This is a genomic window from Streptomyces sp. NPDC020801, from assembly GCF_044334385.1.
Classification (GTDB): Bacteria; Actinomycetota; Actinomycetes; order Streptomycetales; family Streptomycetaceae; genus Streptomyces.
This window is the reverse complement of sequence record NZ_JBIRST010000001.1, coordinates 305,344-326,909: the sequence shown is the minus strand read 5'-3', so window position 1 is coordinate 326,909 and position 21,566 is coordinate 305,344. Positions and strand designations below refer to the sequence as shown.

The following is a 21,566-nucleotide window of genomic DNA, read 5'->3' as shown; positions in this document are numbered from 1 at the left end:
GGGCTCGTCGTCGGCGCGGGCCCGCGCCGCACCGCCCGGCGACCGCCCCTCGCCGCTCGGCCGCCCCATGCCAATCAGCCACCCCTCGCCGCTCACGCGCTCATCTCCCGGCAGGCCCGGTAGAAGTCCTTCCAGCCGTCCCGCTCGCGGACCACCGTCTCCAGGTACTCCTGCCAGATGACACGGTCGGCCGCCGGGTCGCGGACGACGGCGCCGAGGACGCCCGCGGCGACGTCGCCCGCCCGCAGCACGCCGTCGCCGAAGTGGGCCGCCAGCGCCAGGCCGCCCGTGACGACCGAGATCGCCTCGGCCGTCGACAGCGTGCCGCTCGGCGACTTCAGCTTCGTACGGCCGTCGGTCGTCACGCCGTCGCGCAGTTCGCGGAAGACGGTCACGACACGGCGGATCTCGTCGACGCCGTCAGGCACGGCCGGCAGGTCGAGCGAGCGGCCGATCTGGTCCACACGCCGGGAGACGATGTCGACCTCGGCCTCGGGGGTCTCCGGCAGCGGCAGCACCACCGTGTTGAAGCGCCGGCGCAGGGCGCTGGACAGCTCGTTGACCCCGCGGTCGCGGTCGTTGGCCGTGGCGATCAGGTTGAAGCCCCGGACCGCCTGCACCTCCTGGCCGAGCTCCGGTATCGGCAGCGTCTTCTCCGACAGGATCGTGATCAGCGTGTCCTGCACGTCGGCCGGGATGCGGGTCAGCTCCTCGACGCGGGCGGTCATCCCCTGCGCCATGGCCCGCATGACCGGGCTGGGCACGAGGGCGTCGCGGCTCGGGCCGTGTGCCAGCAGCTGCGCGTAGTTCCACCCGTAGCGGATCGCCTCCTCCGGCGTGCCCGCCGTGCCCTGCACCAGCAGAGTCGAGTCACCGCTGACCGCCGCGGCCAGGTGCTCGGACACCCAGGTCTTCGCCGTGCCGGGCACGCCGAGCAGCAGCAGGGCGCGGTCGGTGGCGAGGGTGGTGACCGCGACCTCGACGATGCGGCGCGGGCCGACGTACTTCGGCGTGATCACCGTGCCGTCCGGCAGGGTGCCGCCGAGGAGGTAGGTCGCAACAGCCCACGGCGACAGCTTCCAGCGGGCCGGGCACGGGCGGTCGTCCTGCGCGGCCAGCGCGGCCAGTTCGGCGGCGAAGGCGTCCTCGGCGTGCGGCCGCAGCGCCTCCGACTGCCCTTGCCCCGCACCTGTGTTCGCGGGCGCGGAGTGCTTTTGGCGCGGTTCGACGGGCGTCGGTTCGACGGACACAGACATGGCTGAGGCCCCCTCCAGCTCGGCCGGTTCGGTTCTGGCATCCACCGTGCACCACGGCACTGACAATGCGTTTTGACCTGCACAAACGCACTCGCCAGGGCCGATTGTCAGTGGGGGGATCTACCTTCGATGGCATGACTCAGCAGGGGGTGCGCTGGACCGCGGACCAGGTGCTGGCACTGGCGCCTGACGACGCGTCACGCAAAGCGGGAAGCAAACTCGGCGCGGCCGGACCGTGGTCCGAGGCGGGCAGTTCCGACGAGGGGACGGTGTGGGGGCTGTGCAAGGGCAGTGGCAGCAGGCCGTATCAGACGGTCGTCGACATCGCGGACGCGGCCGGTCCGGCGTACAGGTGCAGTTGTCCCAGCCGCAAGTTCCCGTGCAAGCACGCGCTCGGGCTGCTCCTGCTCTGGGCGGGCCAGGACGGTGCCGTGCCGCCGGGGCGGGCGCCGGACTGGGCCGAGCAGTGGATGGCGGGCCGAAGAAGGCGGACCGCGCAGAGGCAGGCGGCGGGGGCTGCGGATTCCGGGGCCGGTTCCGTCGATCCGGAGGCGCGACGCCGGGCCGAGCGCCGGGCCGAGCGGATCAGCGCGGGAGCGACGGAGCTGGAGCGGCGCCTGACCGACCTGCTGCGCGGCGGGCTGGCCACGGCCGAGCAGACCGGGTACGCACTGTGGGAGGAGACGGCGGCCCGCATGGTCGACGCGCAGGCGCCGGGACTGGCCGCACGCGTCCGTGAACTGGGGGCGATCCCGTCGTCCGGGCCGGGCTGGCCGGTGCGGCTGCTGGAGGAGTGCGCGCTGCTGCATCTGCTGGACCAGGGCTGGCTGCGCCGCGACCGGCTGCCGGAGGGGCTGGCGGCCACGGTCCGCTCCCGCGTCGGGCTGCCCGGCTCCGCGGACGGACCGCCTGTGCGGGACAGCTGGCTCGTCCTCGCCCAGTACGACACCGCGGACGCGAAGCTGACCACCCGCAGGATCTGGCTGCACGGCGCCGGCTCCGGCCGTACGGCCCTGCTCCTCTCCTACGGCGCCGCCGGCCGCGCCCCGGAGCTCGCGCTGCCGGTCGGGCTGGCCCTGGAGGCTGAGGTGTCCGCGTATCCGGGCGCCGGGCAGCTGCGCGGGGCGCTGGGCGAGCGATTCGCGCCCCCGGCGCCCACGCGGACACGTCCGCCCGGCCTGACGACGGCGCAGGCGGCCGCCCGGTACGGCGAGGTGCTGCGCGCGGACCCGTGGCTGGAGTCGGTTCCGGTGACACTGCGGGATGTCGTACCGGTCCCGGACGGCGAGTCCTGGCAGCTGGCCGACGCCGGGTCCGACTCCGCGCTGCCCCTCACTCCGGTGGCCCGCACCCGTCCGGGCCTGTGGCGGCTGGTCGCGCTGTCGGGCGGGGCGCCCGTCACGGTTTTCGGCGAGTGCGGCCACCGTGGCTTCACGCCTCTGACGGCATGGCCGCGAGACGATGGAGAGTTGGTGACACTGTGCTGATGAGCTGCATACTCTCCGCGACATCCGACCCGATGGCGGGCTTCGCGTGTCCGGCAATGGGGTGACGTCACGGCGAATGGCGGGGCGCCGCCGGTCCAGCGGGAAGCCTCACCCGAAAGGACCACACCGGCCACGAGCACACCTCACCCGTCCGCCCTTTCTCACCGGTATCACGCATTTGTTCCGCCCCACGGGAAACCCGGCGAGGGTGACCCCTCAGCCATTCCCAGGCACCCGGCAATGGAAAGGAAGCTCATGATCAGGACCTCCGCCCCGGTGGATGCGCCCGCCGCGGGCGCCTGGGAGGAGTTGGTCACCACCGCCCTGCTCGGTACGGACCGCCGTACACCCCCGGGCGGTGCGCCCGGCCGGGAGGCGCCCGTGGCGCTGCTGGACGCGGCGGCCGTGCAGACCGTGCGACGACGGGCGGGGCTGCGCCCGGCCCGAGCGGCCGAGCGCCCGGAGCCGGCCCCTGCGGACCCGCGCCCGCCGCTGCCCGCCGCCGCGGCCCGCAGGCTCGCCCTGCTGCTGGCCGGCCGGCCCGGTACGGCGGGCGGCGGCCGCAGAGGCACGGCGCCCGATCTCATGGAGCTGCTCCCCCAGTGGCTCGCGGCCGCGAACGCGCACGGGTACGCGGCGCCCGCACAGGCACTGCCCGCGCTGCTGGACGCCGCCCGGGGACGCACGGACCTTCGCCCGGCCGCCCTGGCCTTCGCCGGCCCGCGCGCGCTCTGGCTGGCACGGCTGAACCCGGACTGGCGGTTCGCCCTGCGGGCGGCCCCCGGCGGCGGGGCCGCGCTGCCCGGCCCCGAGGACACGGAACTGATCGGGCAGCTGTGGGAGGAGGGCCTGTTCGCGGAGCGGGTCGCCCTGCTGGCCGCGATACGCGCACGCCGTCCCGCCGCCGCGCGCGAACTGCTCTCCGCCACCTGGCCCACCGAGCGCGCCGAGGACCGGCTCATGTTCCTCGACTCGCTGCGGACGGGCCTGGGTCCGGACGACGAAGGGTTCCTGGAGCAGGCCCTGGCCGACCGCAGCCGCAACGTGCGGGCCACGGCCGCGGAGCTGTTGTCGGCGCTGCCCGGCTCGGCGCTCGCCGCGCGGACGGCTGCCCGGGCCGGGACCTGCGTGGCCGTCGACCACACGCGCGGGACACCGGCGATCGTCGTCGAGGCCCCGCACGAGTGCGACACGGGCATGGAGCGCGACGGTGTCGTGCCCAAGGCGCCGGCGGGACGGGGCGAACGGTCGTGGTGGCTGGGTCAGCTGCTGGAGGCCGCACCGCTCGGGGCATGGCCGGAGCGCCTGGGCGGCCGCACCCCGCAGCAGATCGTGGCGCTGCCGGTGCGGGACGGCTGGCAGGGCGAGCTGCACGCCGCGTGGTGCCGGGCGGCCGTGCGGCAGCGGGACGCGCAGTGGGCGCGGGCGCTCCTCGGGGCGCCCGCGGCCCCCGGGGCCGGCGGGCCGGGAGCGGTGTCCCTGGCCGAGCGCGCCAAGCTGCTCGGCACGCTGAACGCCGGCGAGCGGGCCGAATGGGTGGCCGGATTCATCGCGACGCACGGGCTGTCCGAGGCGTTTCAGCTGCTCGGGGTGTGTGCGGTGCCGTGGTCCGCGCCGCTTGGACGTGCGGTGGTCGACGCGCTCAACATCGCGCGGGACGCAGGGAGTTACCCATGGAGTTTCAGTGGAGTGATGGGGCTGGCCGAGCGGTGTCTGGATCCCGCGGAGGCGAGCCGGCTCGACGCACTGCTGGCCGTGCCGGACGAGGCCGAGGACGCGTCGCCGGGGGCCGGGGGGTACTGGGCGGAGGCGTTCCAGCGGCTGGTGACGACGTTGCGGCTGCGCTCCGCGATGACCGACGAGTTGTCCTCCACCGGGGTGAGCTGAGCCCCGCCCCGGGTCAGGGCGGGCCTCCCTGGGAGCTGCGCCCCCAGACCACGCCGCCGACGCCCGGCCGGCCCCGGGAGCCGCTATGCGTCCGCCGGCTGCCTGACGTTCGCCCGGACCCAGTCCACGATCGACTGGGTGGTGGCGCCGGGGGTGAAGATCTCCGCGACGCCCTTCTCCTTCAGCGGCGCGATGTCCGCCTCGGGGATGATCCCGCCGCCGAACACCACGATGTCCTCGGCGTCGCGCTCCTTGAGGAGCTCGATCACCGCGGCGAACAGCGTGTTGTGCGCGCCGGAGAGGATCGAGAGGCCGATCGCGTCGGCGTCCTCCTGGATCGCCGTGTCGACGATCTGCTCGGGGGTCTGGTGGAGCCCCGTGTAGATGACCTCCATACCGGCGTCGCGCAGTGCCCGCGCGATCACCTTGGCGCCCCGATCGTGGCCGTCGAGCCCCGGCTTGGCCACCACCACGCGGATCGGACCGGCTGCCACACCCATCACTGCCTCCATGAAGCGACTACATCCATCCGTACCGATAAGTACCGCACATGTCGAGCGCATCGAACATGCCGGAAATACCGCGCATGCCGTGCATTCCGCCGCTCACCGCACCGGGTACGCCACTACGGGACGGACGCCCCGCACCACATGGTCCGGGCAAGTGAACGAACGTTATCGCCAGCATCCCGCAACCGGCAGTTTCACGGTGCGGACCGAGGGGGAAATCACACGGTGGGACACTCCTCCGTGCTCTTCGAGCAGGGGGAACAAGCGTCACGGGAGCCGCAACGAGGTCGCCGCACCACCGCGCCGCGAGCCATGCGCCGCGGTGGTGCGGCGCATCGACGGGGGCAGGACGGGCAGACAGGGCAGGTACGGCACGAAAGCGGGGAGCCTCGCCGCCGCACGGGCGGGGGACCGTCTCCCCTCATCGGCGTCACCCACGCCGCACGCCGGACCCGTCATGCGTGCCCCGCTCATGCCGCGTCGGCAGTCTTCGCCGCGACTGCCCACGAGGGCACACGGGGGACAGAGCTGTCCTCCCGCGTGCCGACAGGAGGTCGGCCATGAAGGTCACCAGCGTCGCAGACCCGATCCTTCCGCTCTGCCAGCGCCTGCTCCCGACCAGACTCGCGGGACTGTCACTGGGCCTCCTGAAGGCGACCGCCCTCGAGCTCGCGATCCTCGCGGGACACCTGCTCCTTTATCCCTCGGGCATCGTCCAGGAGCGCCGCGGCCCCTCCTGCCCGCTTCCCGCGCCGGACGGCGCCGCCCAGCTGCCCACCGAGGCCAAACCACCGGTCGTGCTGCTGCACGGGTTCATCGACAACCGCTCGGTGTTCGTCCTGCTGCGCCGCAACCTCGCCCAGCACGGCAGGCAGCGCGTGGAGTCCCTCAACTACTCGCCGCTGACCTGTGACATCCGCATCGCGGCCGAGCTGCTCGGGCGGCACATAGACGAGATCTGCGAGCGCACCGGCAGCAGCCAGGTCGACGTCGTGGGACACAGCCTCGGCGGCCTGATCGCCCGCTACTACGTGCAGCGGCTCGGCGGCGACCTGAGGGTGCGCACCCTGGTCACCCTCGGCACCCCGCACTCCGGTACCCGGGTGGCGCCGCTGGCCAACGCTCACCCGATCGTGCGCCAGATGCGCCCCGGTTCGGAGCTGATCGAGGAGCTGTCCCGCCCCGCGCCGGGCTGCCGTACGCACTTCGTCAGCTTCTGGAGCGATCTCGACCACCTGATGGACCCGCTGGAGTCGGCCTGCATCGATCATCCGGACCTCAAGGCGCAGAACGTGCAGGTGAGCGGAATCGGGCATCTTGCCCTGCCCGTGCACCCAGCGGTCGCCACCGGGATACGGCAGGCGCTGGACACCGCACGGCCGGGAGACCCGGCCACCGCGTGTACCGGCGGTCTGACGGTGGCCTGACGGCGGGACCGCGGCAGGACCGAGGAACCGAGGAAGGGCTGCGGGAGGGCTGCGGGAGGAGCACGGAAGGGCGCAACGTGGGCGCAACATCCGTCCGGGACCACCGAGTCGGCGACCACATTGACCCATCGGTGTCGAACACGGCTTCGAACACAAAGCCAAAGCCGCGCCCGCAGTCCGCCGAAACACGGCCGAATGCCCGTTTCCCACCTCCGGGAAACCTGCCGAAGATTGTCGCGCCCGCGTACCGCCGGGTACAGTCGCCGCACTGCTCTGGCAGCCCCTGTTGTCGAGGCGAAAGAGAAGTCGGTGAACGACCGTCACCCGTCGGGGAGCGTGACCACCCCGGCTCCGGCCTCCGATGCCGCCTCGACGTCCTACGCGTCGTACGGCGGGCAGGAAGCCACGTACGGCGACTTCACCACGTACGGCGACTACGACGCCACCGGTTTTGACACCGGCACGCACGGCACGGCGAACTTCGCCACCGACCCCCTCTTCGGCACCCTCCCGGGGGGCGGCGCCCAGGCGACCGGCTCGTACGACACCGCCCCCTGGTCCACGGGCAGCCACCAGACCCTGAACCACGACGCATACGCGGCCCAGCACCAGGCCGCCTACGACACCGGTGTCTACGACACGACCTCCTGGGCGAGCGGGTACCAGCAACTGGCCGCAGTACCACAGCAGTCGGCGCCCGCCGAGGCCAGCGGCCAGTGGGACGCCACCGCCTGGCTCCAGGCCGACCAGAGCGCTGCCGTGGCAGACGGCACCCAGCAGTGGGACTGGGGTACCCAGACCTTCGGCACCCACACCTTCGACACCGGTGCCTACGACGCCACACAGTGGAACAGCGACGGCGCGGCCGGCTTCGAGCAGCATCCCGACTCGCCGGCCTGGGACCCGGAGGCCGACGCCCCCGAGCCGCAACCGAACGGCGATGCCTCTGCCGCGGAAGGGGAGTTGGCCGCCTCCGGCGAACTGCCCACCGTCCCGCCGCTGCTCGACGACCAGGAAGAGGTCACCCCGCCCCCCGTCGTCTCGCGCGCGTCCTCCCGCAGTGCGAGCCGCTCCCGCCGCCGCCCCCCGGCCCGGCGCTCCGCGCTGCTGACCGTGGCCGTGCCCTCGGTCTGCGTGATGGGCGTCGCCGGAATCGCCGCCGCCTCCGTGGGCGGCCTGAGCGACGACAGCAAGGACACCTCGGCGTCGGCGTCCGACGCCCACGCCGTGCAGCCGTCCACCGCCAACAACAAGCTCGACACCCAGCTGCAGAGCCTGTCCGCCGGCGCCGACGACTTCGCCGACCGCGCCAGCCGTACGCAGGAGCGCATCGACCTCAGGGCGCAGCAGGAGGCCGAGAAGAAGAAGGCGGCGGAGGAGGCGGCCCGCAAGGAGCGACTGCGCCCCAAGTTCGTGCTGCCGGTGACGCAGCGAGGGCTCAGCGCCTACTTCGGCCAGGCGGGCGTGAACTGGATGTCCGTGCACACCGGCATCGACTTCCCCGTCTCCTACGGCACCACGGTCATGGCCGCGACCGACGGCACCGTCCGCACGCAGTGGAACAACGCGTACGGCAACATGTTGATCGTGACCGCGATGGACGGCACGGAGACCTGGTACTGCCACCTCTCCAGCTACCGGGTCCCCTCCGGTGCGACCGTGAAGGCCGGACAGCCGATCGCCTACTCCGGCAACTCCGGCAACTCCACGGGTCCGCACCTGCACTTCGAGGTCAGGCCCGCCGGAGGATCGCCGATAGACCCACTGCCCTGGCTGCGCAGCCACGGTCTCGACCCGACCTGATCACAAGAGGCGTCCCCGCGAGTGCGGGGGCGCGTCCCGGTTCGTCCGCCCTGGCGGCTACAGCTTCTCCACGGGCGCGTACCGCAGCAGGAGCCGCTTCGGCTTGGCGTCGCCGAAGTCGATTGTCGCCTCGGCGTTGCCGCCCGTGCCCTTGATCGCGACCACCGTTCCGAGACCGAACTGGTCGTGCGTGACCCGGTCGCCGACCGCCAGGGAGACCACCGGCTTGTCCGACGCCCGGCGCGTGGCGAACCCGGAGGCGCCCGACGCCGACGAGCGGGAGCGGGACGACGACAGCGAGGCCGCCACACCGGAGGCCGGACCGGAGGAGACGGGCGACGAGCCACCCGTGCGCTTCCAGTCCACATGCACCGGCGGGATCTCCTCCAGGAAGCGGGAGGGCGGGTTGTAGGAGGGCTGCCCCCAGGCGCTGCGCATCGCCGAACGGGTCAGGTACAGCCGCTCGCGTGCGCGTGTGATGCCGACGTAGGCCAGGCGGCGCTCCTCCTCCAGCTCCTTGGTCTGGCCGAGGGCACGCATGTGCGGGAAGACGCCGTCCTCCATGCCGGTCAGGAAGACCACCGGGAACTCCAGGCCCTTGGCGGTGTGCAGGGTCATCAGGGTGATGACGCCCGACCCGTCCTCCTCGTCCGGAATCTGGTCGGAGTCGGCGACCAGGGCGACCTGCTCGAGGAAGTCGGCCAGTGTGCCCGGCTCGCTCTCCGCGCGCTCCTGCTCGAACTCCAGGGCGACGGCGGCCAGTTCCTGAAGGTTCTCGATACGGGTCTCGTCCTGCGGGTCGGTGGAGGCCTGCAACTCGGCCAGATAACCCGTGCGTTCGAGGACGGCCTCCAGGACGGTCGCCGGTCCGGCGCCGGACTCGACGATCGTGCGGAGCTCCTCCATCAGCGTGTTGAACCGCCTGACGGCGTTCGTCGACCGCGAGGCCATGCCGTACGCCTCGTCGACACGGCGCAGCGCCTGCGGGAAGCTGATCTTCTCGCGCTGGGCGAGGGCGTCGATCATCGCCTCGGCGCGGTCGCCGATGCCGCGCTTGGGCACGTTGAGGATGCGGCGCAGGGGGACCGAGTCCTCGGGGTTGGCCAGCACCCGCAGGTAGGCCAGGACGTCCCGGACCTCCTTGCGCTCGTAGAAGCGCACGCCGCCGACGACCTTGTAGGGCAGGCCGACGCGGATGAAGACCTCTTCGAAGACACGGGACTGGGCGTTGGTGCGGTAGAAGACGGCGACGTCGCCGGCCTTGGCGTCGCCCGCGTCCGTGAGGCGGTCTATCTCGTCGGCGACGAACTGCGCCTCGTCGTGCTCGGTGTCGGCGACGTACCCGGTGATGCGGGCACCGGCGCCGGCGTTGGTCCACAGGTTCTTCGGGCGGCGGGACTCATTGCGCTCGATGACCGCGTTGGCGGCGGAGAGGATCGTCTGCGTGGAGCGGTAGTTCTGCTCCAGCAGGATCGTCGTCGCGTTCGGGTAGTCCTCCTCGAACTGGAGGATGTTGCGGATGGTCGCGCCGCGGAAGGCGTAGATCGACTGGTCGGCGTCACCGACCACGCACAGCTCGGCCGGCTGCAGGTCGTCCTGGCTCGGCGGTACGTCCACGGGGTGCTCCGAGGTGCCGACGAGCTCCCGTACGAGGGCGTACTGGGCGTGGTTGGTGTCCTGGTACTCGTCGACGAGGACGTGCCGGAAGCGGCGGCGGTAGTGCTCGGCGACATCCGGGAAGGCGCGGAGCAGGTTGACCGTCGTCATGATCAGGTCGTCGAAGTCGAGGGCGTTGGCCTCGCGCAGCCGCGACTGGTAGAGGGCATAGGCCTGGGCGAGGGTCTTCTCGAACCCGTCGGTGGCCTGGGCGGCGAAGTCCTCCTCGTCGATCAGCTCGTTCTTCAGATTGGAGATCTTGGCGCTGAAGGACTTCGGCGGGTAGCGCTTGGGGTCGAGGTCCAGGTCGCGGCAGACCAGGGCCATCAGGCGCTTGGAGTCGGCGGCGTCGTAGATCGAGAAGGACGACGTGAAGCCGAGCCTCTTGCTCTCGCGGCGCAGGATGCGCACGCACGCGCTGTGGAAGGTCATCACCCACATCGCGTTCGCCCGCGGGCCGACGAGCTGCCCGACGCGCTCCTTCATCTCGCCGGCGGCCTTGTTGGTGAAGGTGATCGCCAGGATCTGGCCGGGATGCACACCCCGCTCGGCCAGCAGGTAGGCGATGCGGTGCGTGAGCACGCGTGTCTTGCCGGAACCGGCACCGGCCACGATGAGCAGCGGGGAGCCGGCGTGGGCGACGGCGGCGCGCTGATTGTCGTTCAGCCCCTCCAGGAGGTCGGCCGCATCCATGACCGGCCTGTGCGCGCCGTCCCGGTAGTACGCGTCGGCGCCGTACGCGTCCCGGTCCGGGGGCACGTCGAACTTCCCGCCGAACAGATCGTCCGGCACCGGCTCCGGAGCGTGATCGTCCTCGGGCGGCGGCGGTTCTTCCTCATGGCCACGCGGGGCCTGGAGGTCCGCCAGGAAGCTGTCGTCAAAGAGGCTGCTCATCGCTCTACGAGTCTAGGGCGCTCCACTGACAACCCGTGGCCGCCCCGAAGAACATGACCGGATCCGCAGCGGGCCTGGGCCGGGGCCACCCGCCGGCCCGCCGGTCGGCCACGCTGTGGAGCTGCACCGTTACACCGGCGCACCCTCGGACGGCAGGTCACGAAAACGTATCGGGCATATCGCACACCAACCTTCACACAAGCCACACGAGTTGGCTACCGTGCCGTCGAGCCGCACCACCCCCACCGCTGAGCCGGCAGGCGGACGATGGAAGGAGCCGCCCCCCTTGGCGTCGCACCGCAAGACGAGCCACCCGGTTACGCGCGTAGCAGATCTGCACGCTCCCGCACTGGCCGCCACGGCCGCCCGGACCTCGGTGGCCCTGTTCTCCCAGACCACCGCGGCCGCCCCCGCCGTGGACGACGCCCGGCCCGGCGGCGCCCGGCCCAGCCCCGAAGAGGTCGAGAAGAAGATCGACGACCTGTACCGCCGGGCGGAGTCGGCCGCGGAGTCGGCGCCCGAGAGGCAGGACACGGCCAGGGAGAGGGCCGCCAGGCGCACGGACATGCTCACCAAGGCGCGCGAGATGCTGGGCGCCTTCACCGCGGCCCAGAACCGTACCGGCCCCGACACCCCCGAGGCCGCGGCCTCCCTGCTCGCCGAGACCCCGCAGGGCTACTTCGACCAGTCCCAGGTGATGAGCAGGCTGACCGCCCGCCGCAAGAGCCTGGTCGAGGGCCAGATCGCACAGCGGTCCGGGACCAGGCGGCAGCAGCCGGAGACCGCCACGAGCCCCGAGCCGCCGTCCGGGTCGCCGCACGACATCAAGGCGGCCAAGGCCGCCGTCCAGCGCAAACTGGCCGCCGCACGCGAACTGCTGGCGAATCCGACGGACTCACCGTCGCCGGCCAACTCGCCGCTGCCGACCACCCCACCGCTGTCGGCCAACTCGCCGCTGCCGGCCACCCCACCGCTGCCGACCACCCCACCATCGGCGGCCATCCCACCGCTGCCGACCACCCCACCGTCGCCGGCCACCCCACCGCTGCCGACCACCCCACCATCGGCGGCCACCCCACCGCTGCCGACCGCATCGCCCTCCCCGGCCGTTTCGTCGTCGTCATCGTCATCGTCGTCGGACTCCTCGTGCGCCACCCGGGCCGAGAGGGCCCTCGCCTTCGCCCGCGCGCAGATCGGGAAGCCGTACGTCTGGGGCGCGGTGGGACCCGGCTCGTACGACAACTCCGGCCTCGTCCAGGCCGCGTGGAAGGCCGCCGGTGTCACCCTCCCGCGCAGGACCCACGCCCAGGCCCGTACGGGAAGGACGGTACCGCTGTCCGAGGCGCTCCCCGGTGACCTCGTGTTCTTCCACGACGACGCCCACGGCGGCTCCCCCGGTCACACCAGCCACATCAACCACGTCGGCGTCTATACCGGTGACGGCCTGATGATCCACGCCCCGAGGCCCGGCACCCATGTCCGCGAGGAGCCGGTCCACCACAACGTCGCGTCAGTGGTCCACAGCGTGGTGCGCCCGGCCTGACGCCGAAGATCCTTAGCATCGGGGCCATGCCCGCCACGTCCCCGTTCTGCGCCTGGTTGGCGCAGCGCCTGCCCACGGCCGGGGCGGCCGTCATGGCGACCGGCATCGTGTCCGTCGGACTGTATCTGGCGGGCTACGCGCTGCTGTCGCTCGTGGTCCTCGCGGTGGCCTGCGTCGGCTGGCTGGCGCTGGCCGCCGACTTCGCCGTGCGGCTGCTGCGCGACCGGTCGCGGTGGAGGGCCGAGGCGGGCGCGCCGGGCGCCCTCAACGCCGTGGCCGCGACGACCGTGCTGGGGACCGGTTTCTCGGCGCTGGGCCGGCAGACCCTGGCCGAGGCACTGCTGGCACTGGCCGTGGTGCTGTGGCCGGGGCTGATGGTGCTGGTCGTACCGCACTGCAGACGGCCCATGCCGGGGTTGGTGTTCCTCAGCTGCGTGGCCACGGAGGGCCTCGCCGTGCTGGGTGCCACGCTGGCCAAGGCGGTGGCCACGGCCTGGCTGGCGCACACGGCGCTGGTCATGTTCTGGCTCGGACTGGCGCTCTACGTCTTCGCGCTGACCTGCTTCGACCTGCGGCAGGTGGTCGAAGGGCACGGGGACCAGTGGGTTGCGGGCGGAGCGCTGGCGATCTCGGCCCTCGCCTCGGCGGAGCTGATCGCCGCCGGGAACGCGGGCATGTATCTGTGGAACAACGACGACAACGGCGTCCTGCGCACGACGACCGTCGGGCTGGTCGTGCTCGACCTGTGCTGGTACGCCGTCCTGCTGGTCGCCGAGCTGGTCCGGCCCCGGCTCGGCTACGACGAGCGCCGCTGGTCAACCGTGTTCCCCATGGGCATGTCGGCGGCGGCGTTGCTGTCCGTCGCCGCAGCCCTCGTCGTCCCGGGGCTCCGGGGCCCGGGCGAGGCACTGCTGTGGATCGCGATGGCGGCCTGGCTCGCCGTGGCCGCAGGCGCGGTCGCGGACGCGCGCGGCGAGCTCACCGCGCGGGGGGCCGCGCGCTGAGTCCGGCTTCGCGCGCCGGGCTCACGTCCACAGCACGGCGATGAAGATGTTCGTCATGGTCAGCAGCCCGACCAGTCCGAACAGACCCTTGTCCACCTTCTCGTCGTCCCGCTTCACATAGACGAGGCCGAGGATCACGATCAGCAGCGCGAGCTTGATGCCGATCTTGATGGTGTTGACGTGATGACCGTCGGCCTGGTTGAGGCCGACCAGGATGACGCCGGTGACCAGCATGGTCAGCGCACCGTGCAGCATCCCGGGGACGAACCGGGCAGTGCCCTGGCCCATCGCCTTCATCTGGGTGAGGAAACCGCCGAGCAGCGCGGCGATGCCGATGATGTGCAGGCCGACGAAGAGATGGATGAGTACGTCCATGAGGCCGGAGCCTAATCAGGGACCTGCGGGCCCTTGACACCGGCCCCGGCCGCCTGCGGTGCCGGCCGGTCACCCGCACGCGCCGACGGATACCGATCGACGCATATATGCGGCCCATAGCAGCCGGCCTGCCCCACCTGCGGCAGAAACCGCCGCATCGGTCATCGCCCCGCGCGAAGACGGCAACCCCGCGCCTGGATCACGGTCACATGCGGTCACCCGGCGGTCCCCTCGCGCCAGTTGCGTACATGGCGTCACCGAGCCGACACGGACAGGTTTAGCGTCCTCCCCCAGGTGACCGGCTCCCCACCGCCGCCCGGGCCAGGGGCGGCAGTCGGGCACCACCGCCGAAAAGGTCCGGCGGCGGCCCTCTCCCCCTGTGTGGGCCGCCGCCGGACGTGCCCCCGCCCCGGCGGCCGGACGAAGGGACGTGACGGTCCACGTGGCAGCGCACCGCAAGCCCCGACAGCGTTCGATCGGCGCAAACACCGCCCGTACGGCCGTCACGATCGCGCTCGCGGGCGCGGCGACGACGGCCGGGTTCGACGGCACCGGGCACGCCGCACCACAGCCGACGCCGGGTCAGGTCAGGGCCCGGGTGGACAAGCTGTACCAGGAGGCGGAGGCCGCCACCGAGAAGTACAACGGCGCGAAGGAGAAGGCGGACGCGGCCGAGCGGCGTCTGAGCACGCTGGGCGACGAGGCCGCGCGCAGGCAGGAGCGGCTCAACTCGGCGCGCGAGGCGCTGGGTTCGCTCGCGGCGGCGCAGTACCGGGAAGGCGGGATCGACCCCGCCGTGCGGCTGATGCTGTCCGACGATCCCCGGCAGTACCTGGAGGGTGCCGAGTTCGCGGAGCGGGCCGGTGTCCGGCAGTCGGCCGCCGTGACCCGCGTACGCCAGCAACTCAGGGAGATCGAGCGGCTGCGCGGGGTCGCGGACATCGAGCTGACGTCGCTCAGATCCCGGCAGGCGGAGCTGCGCCGGCAGAGAAAGACGGTCACCGGGAGGCTGGACGAGGCCCGGCGGCTGCTGTCGCTGCTGTCCCCGGAGCAGCGTGCCGCGATCGGCCACGACGGGGACGCGGCGCACGCCTACCGCTCCGCCGGCGACGCGCCCGGCGCTCCGGGATCGGTCGCGGCACCCAACTCCCGCGCGGCGGCGGCCGTCGCCTACGCCTATGACAAGCTCGGCAGCCCCTATGTGTGGGGCGCGACCGGGCCCGACGCCTTCGACTGCTCCGGCCTGGTCCAGGCGGCCTACCGCTCCGCCGGGATCTCGCTCCCCCGCACCACCTACTCCCAGATCGACGCCGGCCGCCGTGTCTCACGGTCCGAACTGCTCCCCGGCGACCTGGTCTTCTTCTACTCCGGGATCAGTCACGTCGGCATCTACGTCGGCAACGGCCGGATGATCCACGCCCCGAACCCCTCGGCCCCGGTCCGCCTGGCCCCGATCGACGAGATGCCGTTCGCGGGGGCGGCCCGGGTGGCGTGAGCGGGGCAGGTGCTGCGGAAGGCAGCCCGGCAACCGTCCGGCTCAGACCAGTCTGCGTGCCGTCGCCCACCGGGTCAGCTCGTGGCGGTTGGACAGCTGGAGCTTCCTGAGGACCGCCGAGACATGGGACTCCACCGTCTTCACCGAGATGAAGAGCTGCTTGGCGATCTCCTTGTACGCGTAGCCACGGGCGATGAGCCTCAGCACCTCGCGTTCGCGCTGGGTGAGGCGGTCGAGGTCCTCGTCCACCGGCGGGGCGTCGGTGGAGGCGAAGGCGTCGAGGACGAAACCGGCCAGGCGCGGGGAGAAGACGGCGTCGCCCTCCTGGACCCGGAAGATCGAGTCGACGAGGTCGGCGCCGGTGATCGTTTTGGTCACATAGCCTCGCGCCCCGCCGCGGATCACTCCGATCACGTCCTCCGCCGCGTCCGAGACGGACAGCGCGAGGAAGCGGACGGGCCGCTCGGCGTCGGCCATCAACGCGGCGCAGCGCCGCAACACTTCGACCCCGCCGCCCCCGGGCAGGTGGACGTCGAGGAGGACCACCTCGGGCCGGGTCGTCGTGATGACCGTGACCGCCTGGTCGACGTCCGCGGCCTCGCCGACGACCTCCACGCCGGTCTGCTCGGTCCGGCCGATCTCGGCCTGGACTCCCGTGCGGAACATGCGGTGGTCGTCGACGAGGACCACGCGCACATGCCGCCCGCCCGTACCGCCGCCGGCGGCCCCGTCCGCCTGCACCGCCTCCGCTCCCGCCGTCCCGTTCGTCTCGGTCGGGTCGCTCATCACGTGTTCTCCGCCCTCTCCATCTCCAGCTCGACCTCCGTGCCGCCGTCCGGCACCGCACGCAGCCGGGCCGTGCCCCCGTTGCGCTCCATGCGGCCGATGATCGATTCTCTGACGCCCATGCGGTCGGCGGGTATCGCGTCGAGGTCGAAGCCGGGGCCGCGGTCCCGGACGGACACGAAGACCGTCCTGCCCTCGACCTCGGCGTAGACCTGCACCGCGCCGCCCTCGCCACCGTACTTGGCGGCGTTCACCATGGCTTCCCGCGCGGCCTGCATCTGGGCTCCGACGCGCTCGTCGAGCGGGCAGTCGCCGACCACGACCACCTCGATGGGGACGCCGTGCTTGTCCTCGACCTCGGCGGCGTTGCGCCTCACCGCGTCGGCGAGGGTGGTCGGTTCGTCGGCCTCGTCCTTGCCGTTGCCCTCGGGCTTGTACAGCCAGGCACGCAGGTCGCGCTCCTGGGCACGGGCGAGGCGGCGCACCTCCCCCGCGTTCTCCGCGTTGCGCTGGATCAGGGTCAGGGTGTGCAGCACCGAGTCGTGAACGTGGGCGGCGACCTCGGCGCGCTCCTGGGCGCGGATGCGCATCAGGCGCTCCTCGGACAGGTCCTGGGTCATGCGCACCAGGTACGGCCCGGCGAGCAGCGCTATGCCGACGATGACCGCGAGGGCCGCCTGCAGCACCGAGCCGAGGTGGGCGGCGGACCCCTGCAGCACGAAGATGGCGGAGACCCCGGCCGTGACCAGCAGGACGCCCGCGCCGGCGCGCAGCAGCGTGAGCGTACGACGGCGGCGACCGACCTCGACCCAGCGGGCCCGGCGGGCGTTGTCCGCCTGGCGCCAGACCAGGGCGACGCCCGCCGCGACGAGGACGGCCGGCAGGAGGTACGCCTTGGCGCCGCTGCCCAGATTGACGCTGCCGACGAAGACCATCGCCACGACGACCATGAGGATCAGGGCGACCATCTGGCCCTTGTCCGGCTTGCGGGCGACGATCCTGCGCCGCCCGTCCGGCGAGGTCTCCGTGGTGACGAGGGACGGCGGCTTCTGGCCGCCCACGCCGCCGACGCCCAGGGGCACGAAGAACCAGAAGGCCGCGTACAGCAGCGCGCCGAGGCCGTCGGCCATGAACAGGCCGACGAAGACGAGCCGCACCCAGACCACCGGCAGCCCGAGGTGCCCGGCGAGGCCCCGCGCCACTCCGCCGAGCCAGCGTCCGTCGCTGCTGCGGTAGAGCTTGCGCGGCGGCCGCGGGTCCTCCAGGGGCGGTGCTGCGGCTTCCGGCATGCCACTGATGGTCACACGCCTGCGGGACGAGGGCATCAGGGTCCGCCCCCGAGACTCCCCTGATCTTCCAAAACGCCCCGCGCTTCCGGCCCGGGGCGTCTGTCGAACGAATCCCCGGCGGCGGCTCAGGGGCGAATCAGGGTTCGGCCAGGGTCGTCCCGACTGCCGCCGCGGCGGCGCGCCCGTCACCATGGACGCATGACGAATCACCAGCACGCCGCGACGGGGCAGGGACCCGGGTCCGGCCCGGGCTCGGGCTCGGGCGCCGGACCGCGGGACCCCGTGCACGGCCCGGGTGCGGGTGAGGAACCGCGCGCGCACGAGCGGGCGGGCGCGCGGGAGACAAGCGGACAGCGAGGTGCGGCCGGCCGGGCCCGCCCCGGCGGAGAGGCGAGTGTGACGGGGACGGCGGGGACGGGCGGAACGGGGGGCACAGGGGGAACGGGGGCGACAGGCGCGACAGGGGCTGCGGGGGCGGCCGATCGACCGGACCCGGCCGCGACGGCCGCGGCGGGCCCGGAATCCGCCCAGCATGCGGAGGGCGCGGAGGGCTCGGAGGGCTCACCGAGGTTCCGGCGGGACCGGCGGCACAAGCTGATCGGCGGGGTCTGCTCGGGGCTGGGCCGGCAGTGCGACATGGATCCGGTGATCTTCCGGATCACGCTCGCCGTGCTCGCCGCGACCGGCGGCATCGGTCTCATCTTCTACGGCTTCGCGTGGCTCTTCGTGCCGTACGAGGACGAGGACGAGAACGAGGTGCGCAAGCTGCTGACCGGCCGGGTGGACGGGCAGGCCCTGGCGGCCGTGCTGTTCGCGCTGGTCGGCTGCGGGGTGTTCCTGTCCATGCTGAGCAACGCCAGCGTGCTCACCTTCGCCGTCGTCCTGTCCCTGCTCCTCGCGGGCGCGGGCTACTGGTCGCAGCACCGCGGCGCCCCCGACCCCGATCCGCTGGCCGCCCAGGCCGTCGCCGACGCCCCGCCCGAGGCCCAGGCCCCGCCGGTCCCCACCGCCTACCCGTCCTGGTGGCGCGACCCGATCGTCAAGGACGGCACCCATGTCGGCGGCACGGGCTATCTGTGGGGGCCGGGGGACTCGCGCGAGAGGGACATCGCCGCGGCCGTCAACATCAGCCTCGGCGGCTACGGGAGCCAGGAGACACGGCCCCCGCGCACCGAGCCGCCCCGCCCGCGCGGCCCGCGCTGGATCGGCGGCTGGGTCTTTCTGCTCGCCCTGCTCGCCGGCGGCCTCGGCACCGGTCTCACCTGGGAGGACCACCCGCTCGGCACCAGTCTGCAGACGGGCCTGGCCTGCGCGCTCGCCGTCTTCGGCCTGGGCATCGCGGTGAGCGCCTTCCTGGGGCGCACGGGCGTGGGGTCGGTGTTGCTGGCACTGGTCACCGCGGCCCTGCTCACCGGCTCGGCGGCGCTACCGAAGGACATCGGCACCCATTGGATGCGCCAGACCTGGCGGCCTGCCGCCACGGCGGACGTCCAGCGCGCCTACGACCTCGGCACGGGGGAGGCCACCCTGGACCTGACCCGAATACACCTGGACAAGGGGCAGACGCTGTCCACGCGGGCGCAGGTGGGCCTGGGACGGCTGCGGGTGATCGTCCCCCGGGGCGTGACCGTTCGGGCGGCCATCGACGTGGGGGTCGGCGACATCCAGTTGCCGGGAGACAGTTCCAAGGACGTCGACGTGGCCCCGGGCAGGTATCAGCAGGTGACGCTGCCGACGGCGGCCGGGGACAAGGGCGCCGGAACACTCGACCTCGACCTGAAGGTCGGAATGGGACAGGCGGAGGTGAGCCGTGCTGCGTCATGAGTTCCAGCCCGGGAGGCTGGTGGCCGGTGTCGTCCTGGCGGTCGCGGGCGTCGTCTACGCGGGCGATGCGGGCGGCGCCTGGCAGACCCCGTGGTTCGTGGCGGTCCCGCTGGTCGTCGGCGGCCTGTGCCTGGCGGGCGCGGTCGCGGTCCTCAACCGGGCCGTGCGAAGGCGCCGGGCCGGCCGTACCAGGGCCGGCGAGGCCCGGACGGAGGGAGCGGGCTGAGCTACTGGAGGTCCCCGGCCCGCCGCCATCGCCGGTTCCACAGCGCGGCGTCGAGGGAGAACATCGGGGTGCCGGCGAGGACGAGAGGCAGCCAGGCCATCAGATAGGCGAGGTCGTTGCCGTAGTAGTAGGGGGTGGAGGCCCAGCTGACCGTGAGCCACAGGCTGAGGGAGATCAGCGCACCGCCGAGTGCCGCCAGACGGCCGAACAGGCCGAGCAGGGTGCCGATGCCGACAGCCAGTTCGCCGAGGGCGATGGCGGCGCCGAAACCGACCGGGTTCTTCAGAGCCAGGTCGACCAGGGCCGGGATGGCGGCCGAGTCGCGGACCGCGCGCATAGTGTCGCCGATCGACCCGGAGCCGGAGCCCTTCAGGAAGGCGCTGTCGGTGAGTTTGTCCAGGCCGGCGTAGATGAAGGTGACGCCCAGGAAGACGCGGAGGGGAAGGAGCGAGTAGCGGGTGGCGGTGTCCCGCCAACTACCGCGTCGATCGGCATACAAGGGGTGCGTGTCCATACGAACGCTGTGAGTCATCGCTGTCAGCCGCCTCTCACCGCCATGCCGTTCATCCCTCAACAGAACATACGTATGTAAGAGACGGAAAGCTCAACCCTGAGGAACCATTTTTCCGGCTTCCGCGTGACTTGGGCCCCATGCGTCACAGTGGGCGCAGAGCTGGGGCCGGCGGGTCGGTGAGAAGCGGGAACGCGCGGGCGAAAGCGGTCCCGCCGCCCCGCCCGAGGGGTCGTCAGTCCGTCACGTCGATGGCGTAGCGGTTGGTCTCCACACCCGCCGCGGTCACCACCTGGACCTCGACCCGGCCCGCTTCGACGTCTGCCGGCACCGGCACGGTCAGTGTCGAGTCGGCGGGGTTGCTGAAGCCCCCGGTGACCGGGACCAGGGGCACATGGACGTTGACCGCGCCGATGCGGACCACCATCCGCGACAGCCGGTCGGCACCCTGCGCACCGGGCGGGACGAAGCCCGCGCCGCGGATCTCGATGTCGTCGCCGGTGCGGATCGGCGCGTCCAGGTCCCCGGCCTCCCGGGCCCGGACCACCGAGAGGATCACCGGCCGCCCGCCCTCGGCGTACTTGCCCGCCACATAGGTGGCCGCCGACACCAGCACCACCACCGCCAGCCCCCACGGCAGATCGGGCAGCTGGTCGGGCCTGCGGGCCAGCCGCACGGCCGCGAACACCAGGCCCACGGCGCTGATCACCACGTACTGGATGTCCGTGAACGCACCCCGTCCCGCGTCGTCGGTGAGCAGGTCGGCGGCGCGCGGCCGGTACGCCCGCACCTTCTGCAGCCGCTGCCCGAGCACCCGCAGCCCGACCACCCGGCGTACCAGCACCGCGATGCCGCACACCACGGCGAGCACGGTCACCACACCGGCGCCGTGGGCCAGTTCCAGCCCGGAGATCAGCGCGTCGCGCCCCGCGTGGTCCGAGGCGGCCGCCAGCCGGGCCACCAGGACCAGCACCGCGTACGCCACGAACAGCACCCATGCCGCGGCGACCGCACGCGAGGTGGACAGCCGGTTGTCCTCGCCGATGACCGGGGCCAGCACCCCGCCCCGTGCCCGGTGGAACCACGAGGCGGCCGTCAGCGCCCCGCCCACGACGACCGCCGCCAGCAGCCCCGCCGTGCGTGCGGCGGACCAGCCCGCACCGACCGCTGTCAGGGACTGCGTCAGAAGCAGCAGCAGGACGGCCGCCCACACCGCGCAGGCCGTCCAGCGCCACAGCCGGGCCAGCCATGCCTCGCCCTCGGCGCGGCCGCGTTCGGCGACGAGTTCCGCGGACTGCGTCAGCTCCTCCGACACCCACTGCCGGGAGGCCGGCAGCGAGTGGGCCACGGCCGCGGGCAGGCCCTGACCGGCCGCGAACTCGTCCCGCTTGAGAAGGAACTCGGCAACGGCCCGCCGGTGCCCCGCGCGCGCTCCGTGCGGGCAGTCCCCGCAGGTGCAGCCGCCCGAATGGGCACCCGTGCCCACGCCGTCTCTCGCTTCCTGCACCGCCACGCCCGATGCCCGCCTTCCCCGGAAACCGCAGCAGACCTGCGGAAAACACCCCTACGCCGAGAGCGAATTGTGCCCTACACC

17 protein-coding genes are annotated in these 21,566 nt (G+C 72.7%); 9 read left to right on the top strand and 8 right to left on the bottom strand.

The features are described from left to right. Positions 1-92 precede the first annotated feature (92 nt). Positions 93-1,256: an AAA family ATPase gene (locus ACH4UM_RS01585; protein WP_398172370.1), complete on the bottom strand. Its 1,164-nt coding sequence runs from the start codon at positions 1,254-1,256 to the stop codon at positions 93-95. Between the two features lie 134 nt (positions 1,257-1,390). On the opposite strand from ACH4UM_RS01585, the gene ACH4UM_RS01580 reads away from it, so the two are divergent. Together ACH4UM_RS01580 and ACH4UM_RS01575 are read left to right on the top strand one after the other, a co-directional pair. Further along, positions 1,391-2,743: an SWIM zinc finger family protein gene (locus ACH4UM_RS01580; protein ID WP_398172368.1), complete on the top strand. Its 1,353-nt coding sequence runs from the start codon at positions 1,391-1,393 to the stop codon at positions 2,741-2,743. 255 nt (positions 2,744-2,998) lie between these two features. Then, positions 2,999-4,630, top strand: a complete 1,632-nt coding sequence (locus ACH4UM_RS01575; RefSeq protein ID WP_398172366.1) for a DUF5691 domain-containing protein — start codon at positions 2,999-3,001, stop codon at positions 4,628-4,630. Positions 4,631-4,713: 83 nt separating this feature from the next. Here ACH4UM_RS01575 and ACH4UM_RS01570 read toward each other — a convergent pair whose 3' ends face one another. Next, positions 4,714-5,130, bottom strand: coding sequence for a cobalamin B12-binding domain-containing protein (locus tag ACH4UM_RS01570; RefSeq protein ID WP_398173548.1), 417 nt, complete (start codon positions 5,128-5,130; stop codon positions 4,714-4,716). Positions 5,131-5,699: 569 nt separating this feature from the next. On the opposite strand from ACH4UM_RS01570, the gene ACH4UM_RS01565 reads away from it, so the two are divergent. Together ACH4UM_RS01565 and ACH4UM_RS01560 are read left to right on the top strand one after the other, a co-directional pair. Continuing rightward, entirely contained in the window at positions 5,700-6,566 is an 867-nt protein-coding gene (locus tag ACH4UM_RS01565) for a lipase family alpha/beta hydrolase (protein ID WP_398172364.1), read from the top strand. A 309-nt stretch (positions 6,567-6,875) separates the two neighbouring features. Continuing rightward, the gene (locus ACH4UM_RS01560) at positions 6,876-8,369 is read left to right on the top strand and encodes a M23 family metallopeptidase (RefSeq protein ID WP_398172362.1); all 1,494 of its coding nucleotides are present in this window, start codon (positions 6,876-6,878) and stop codon (positions 8,367-8,369) included. A 57-nt stretch (positions 8,370-8,426) separates the two neighbouring features. On the opposite strand, the gene pcrA is transcribed toward ACH4UM_RS01560, so the two are convergent. Beyond that, on the bottom strand, positions 8,427-10,919 hold the full coding sequence (pcrA, locus tag ACH4UM_RS01555) for a DNA helicase PcrA (protein WP_398172360.1): 2,493 nt from the start codon (positions 10,917-10,919) through the stop codon (positions 8,427-8,429). A gap of 286 nt (positions 10,920-11,205) precedes the next feature. On the opposite strand from pcrA, the gene ACH4UM_RS01550 reads away from it, so the two are divergent. Continuing rightward, positions 11,206-12,462 carry a C40 family peptidase gene (locus ACH4UM_RS01550; protein ID WP_398172358.1) on the top strand — a complete coding sequence of 419 codons (1,257 nt, stop codon included), beginning with the start codon at positions 11,206-11,208 and terminating at the stop codon, positions 12,460-12,462. Positions 12,463-12,488: 26 nt separating this feature from the next. Then, the gene (locus ACH4UM_RS01545) at positions 12,489-13,466 is read left to right on the top strand and encodes a tellurite resistance/C4-dicarboxylate transporter family protein (protein WP_398172356.1); all 978 of its coding nucleotides are present in this window, start codon (positions 12,489-12,491) and stop codon (positions 13,464-13,466) included. A 21-nt stretch (positions 13,467-13,487) separates the two neighbouring features. On the opposite strand, the gene ACH4UM_RS01540 is transcribed toward ACH4UM_RS01545, so the two are convergent. Then, positions 13,488-13,841: a hypothetical protein gene (locus ACH4UM_RS01540; protein WP_398172354.1), complete on the bottom strand. Its 354-nt coding sequence runs from the start codon at positions 13,839-13,841 to the stop codon at positions 13,488-13,490. Between the two features lie 430 nt (positions 13,842-14,271). Between ACH4UM_RS01540 and ACH4UM_RS01535 the strand changes: the two genes are divergently transcribed. Further along, complete coding sequence (locus ACH4UM_RS01535; RefSeq protein WP_398172352.1) at positions 14,272-15,336, top strand: NlpC/P60 family protein; 1,065 nt, start codon at positions 14,272-14,274, stop codon at positions 15,334-15,336. Between the two features lie 42 nt (positions 15,337-15,378). Here the strand turns inward: ACH4UM_RS01535 and ACH4UM_RS01530 are convergent, their stop codons facing one another. Then, entirely contained in the window at positions 15,379-16,122 is a 744-nt protein-coding gene (locus ACH4UM_RS01530) for a LuxR C-terminal-related transcriptional regulator (protein ID WP_398172350.1), read from the bottom strand. Next, on the bottom strand, positions 16,122-17,411 hold the full coding sequence (locus ACH4UM_RS01525; RefSeq protein WP_398172348.1) for a PspC domain-containing protein: 1,290 nt from the start codon (positions 17,409-17,411) through the stop codon (positions 16,122-16,124). Before ACH4UM_RS01525 ends, ACH4UM_RS01530 begins: the two co-directional genes overlap by 1 nt. A 198-nt stretch (positions 17,412-17,609) precedes the next feature. Between ACH4UM_RS01525 and ACH4UM_RS01520 the strand changes: the two genes are divergently transcribed. Next, the gene (locus ACH4UM_RS01520; RefSeq protein ID WP_398172346.1) at positions 17,610-19,235 is read left to right on the top strand and encodes a PspC domain-containing protein; all 1,626 of its coding nucleotides are present in this window, start codon (positions 17,610-17,612) and stop codon (positions 19,233-19,235) included. Further along, on the top strand, positions 19,222-19,461 hold the full coding sequence (locus tag ACH4UM_RS01515) for a hypothetical protein (protein WP_398172344.1): 240 nt from the start codon (positions 19,222-19,224) through the stop codon (positions 19,459-19,461). The genes ACH4UM_RS01520 and ACH4UM_RS01515 overlap by 14 nt, the downstream gene beginning before the upstream one ends. 1 nt (position 19,462) lies before the next feature. Here ACH4UM_RS01515 and ACH4UM_RS01510 read toward each other — a convergent pair whose 3' ends face one another. Both ACH4UM_RS01510 and ACH4UM_RS01505 read right to left on the bottom strand, forming a co-directional pair. After that, positions 19,463-19,993, bottom strand: a complete 531-nt coding sequence (locus ACH4UM_RS01510) for a DoxX family protein (RefSeq protein WP_398172342.1) — start codon at positions 19,991-19,993, stop codon at positions 19,463-19,465. Between the two features lie 214 nt (positions 19,994-20,207). After that, positions 20,208-21,485, bottom strand: coding sequence for a hypothetical protein (locus tag ACH4UM_RS01505; protein ID WP_398172340.1), 1,278 nt, complete (start codon positions 21,483-21,485; stop codon positions 20,208-20,210). Between the last annotated feature and the right edge of the window lie 81 nt (positions 21,486-21,566).

What these genes read in the sequence shown, in the direction of transcription:
- ACH4UM_RS01580 (WP_398172368.1), top strand. Translation starts at nt 1,391, where the DNA reads ATGACTCAGCAGGGGGTGCGCTGGACCGCGGACCAGGTGCTGGCACTG.
- ACH4UM_RS01545 (WP_398172356.1), top strand. Translation starts at nt 12,489, where the DNA reads ATGCCCGCCACGTCCCCGTTCTGCGCCTGGTTGGCGCAGCGCCTGCCC.
- ACH4UM_RS01530 (WP_398172350.1), bottom strand. Translation starts at nt 16,122, where the DNA reads ATGAGCGACCCGACCGAGACGAACGGGACGGCGGGAGCGGAGGCGGTG.
- pcrA (WP_398172360.1), bottom strand. Translation starts at nt 10,919, where the DNA reads ATGAGCAGCCTCTTTGACGACAGCTTCCTGGCGGACCTCCAGGCCCCG.
- ACH4UM_RS01565 (WP_398172364.1), top strand. Translation starts at nt 5,700, where the DNA reads ATGAAGGTCACCAGCGTCGCAGACCCGATCCTTCCGCTCTGCCAGCGC.
- ACH4UM_RS01510 (WP_398172342.1), bottom strand. Translation starts at nt 19,993, where the DNA reads ATGACTCACAGCGTTCGTATGGACACGCACCCCTTGTATGCCGATCGA.
- ACH4UM_RS01525 (WP_398172348.1), bottom strand. Translation starts at nt 17,411, where the DNA reads ATGCCGGAAGCCGCAGCACCGCCCCTGGAGGACCCGCGGCCGCCGCGC.
- ACH4UM_RS01570 (WP_398173548.1), bottom strand. Translation starts at nt 5,130, where the DNA reads ATGGGTGTGGCAGCCGGTCCGATCCGCGTGGTGGTGGCCAAGCCGGGG.
- ACH4UM_RS01520 (WP_398172346.1), top strand. Translation starts at nt 17,610, where the DNA reads ATGACGAATCACCAGCACGCCGCGACGGGGCAGGGACCCGGGTCCGGC.
- ACH4UM_RS01575 (WP_398172366.1), top strand. Translation starts at nt 2,999, where the DNA reads ATGATCAGGACCTCCGCCCCGGTGGATGCGCCCGCCGCGGGCGCCTGG.
- ACH4UM_RS01585 (WP_398172370.1), bottom strand. Translation starts at nt 1,256, where the DNA reads ATGTCTGTGTCCGTCGAACCGACGCCCGTCGAACCGCGCCAAAAGCAC.
- ACH4UM_RS01540 (WP_398172354.1), bottom strand. Translation starts at nt 13,841, where the DNA reads ATGGACGTACTCATCCATCTCTTCGTCGGCCTGCACATCATCGGCATC.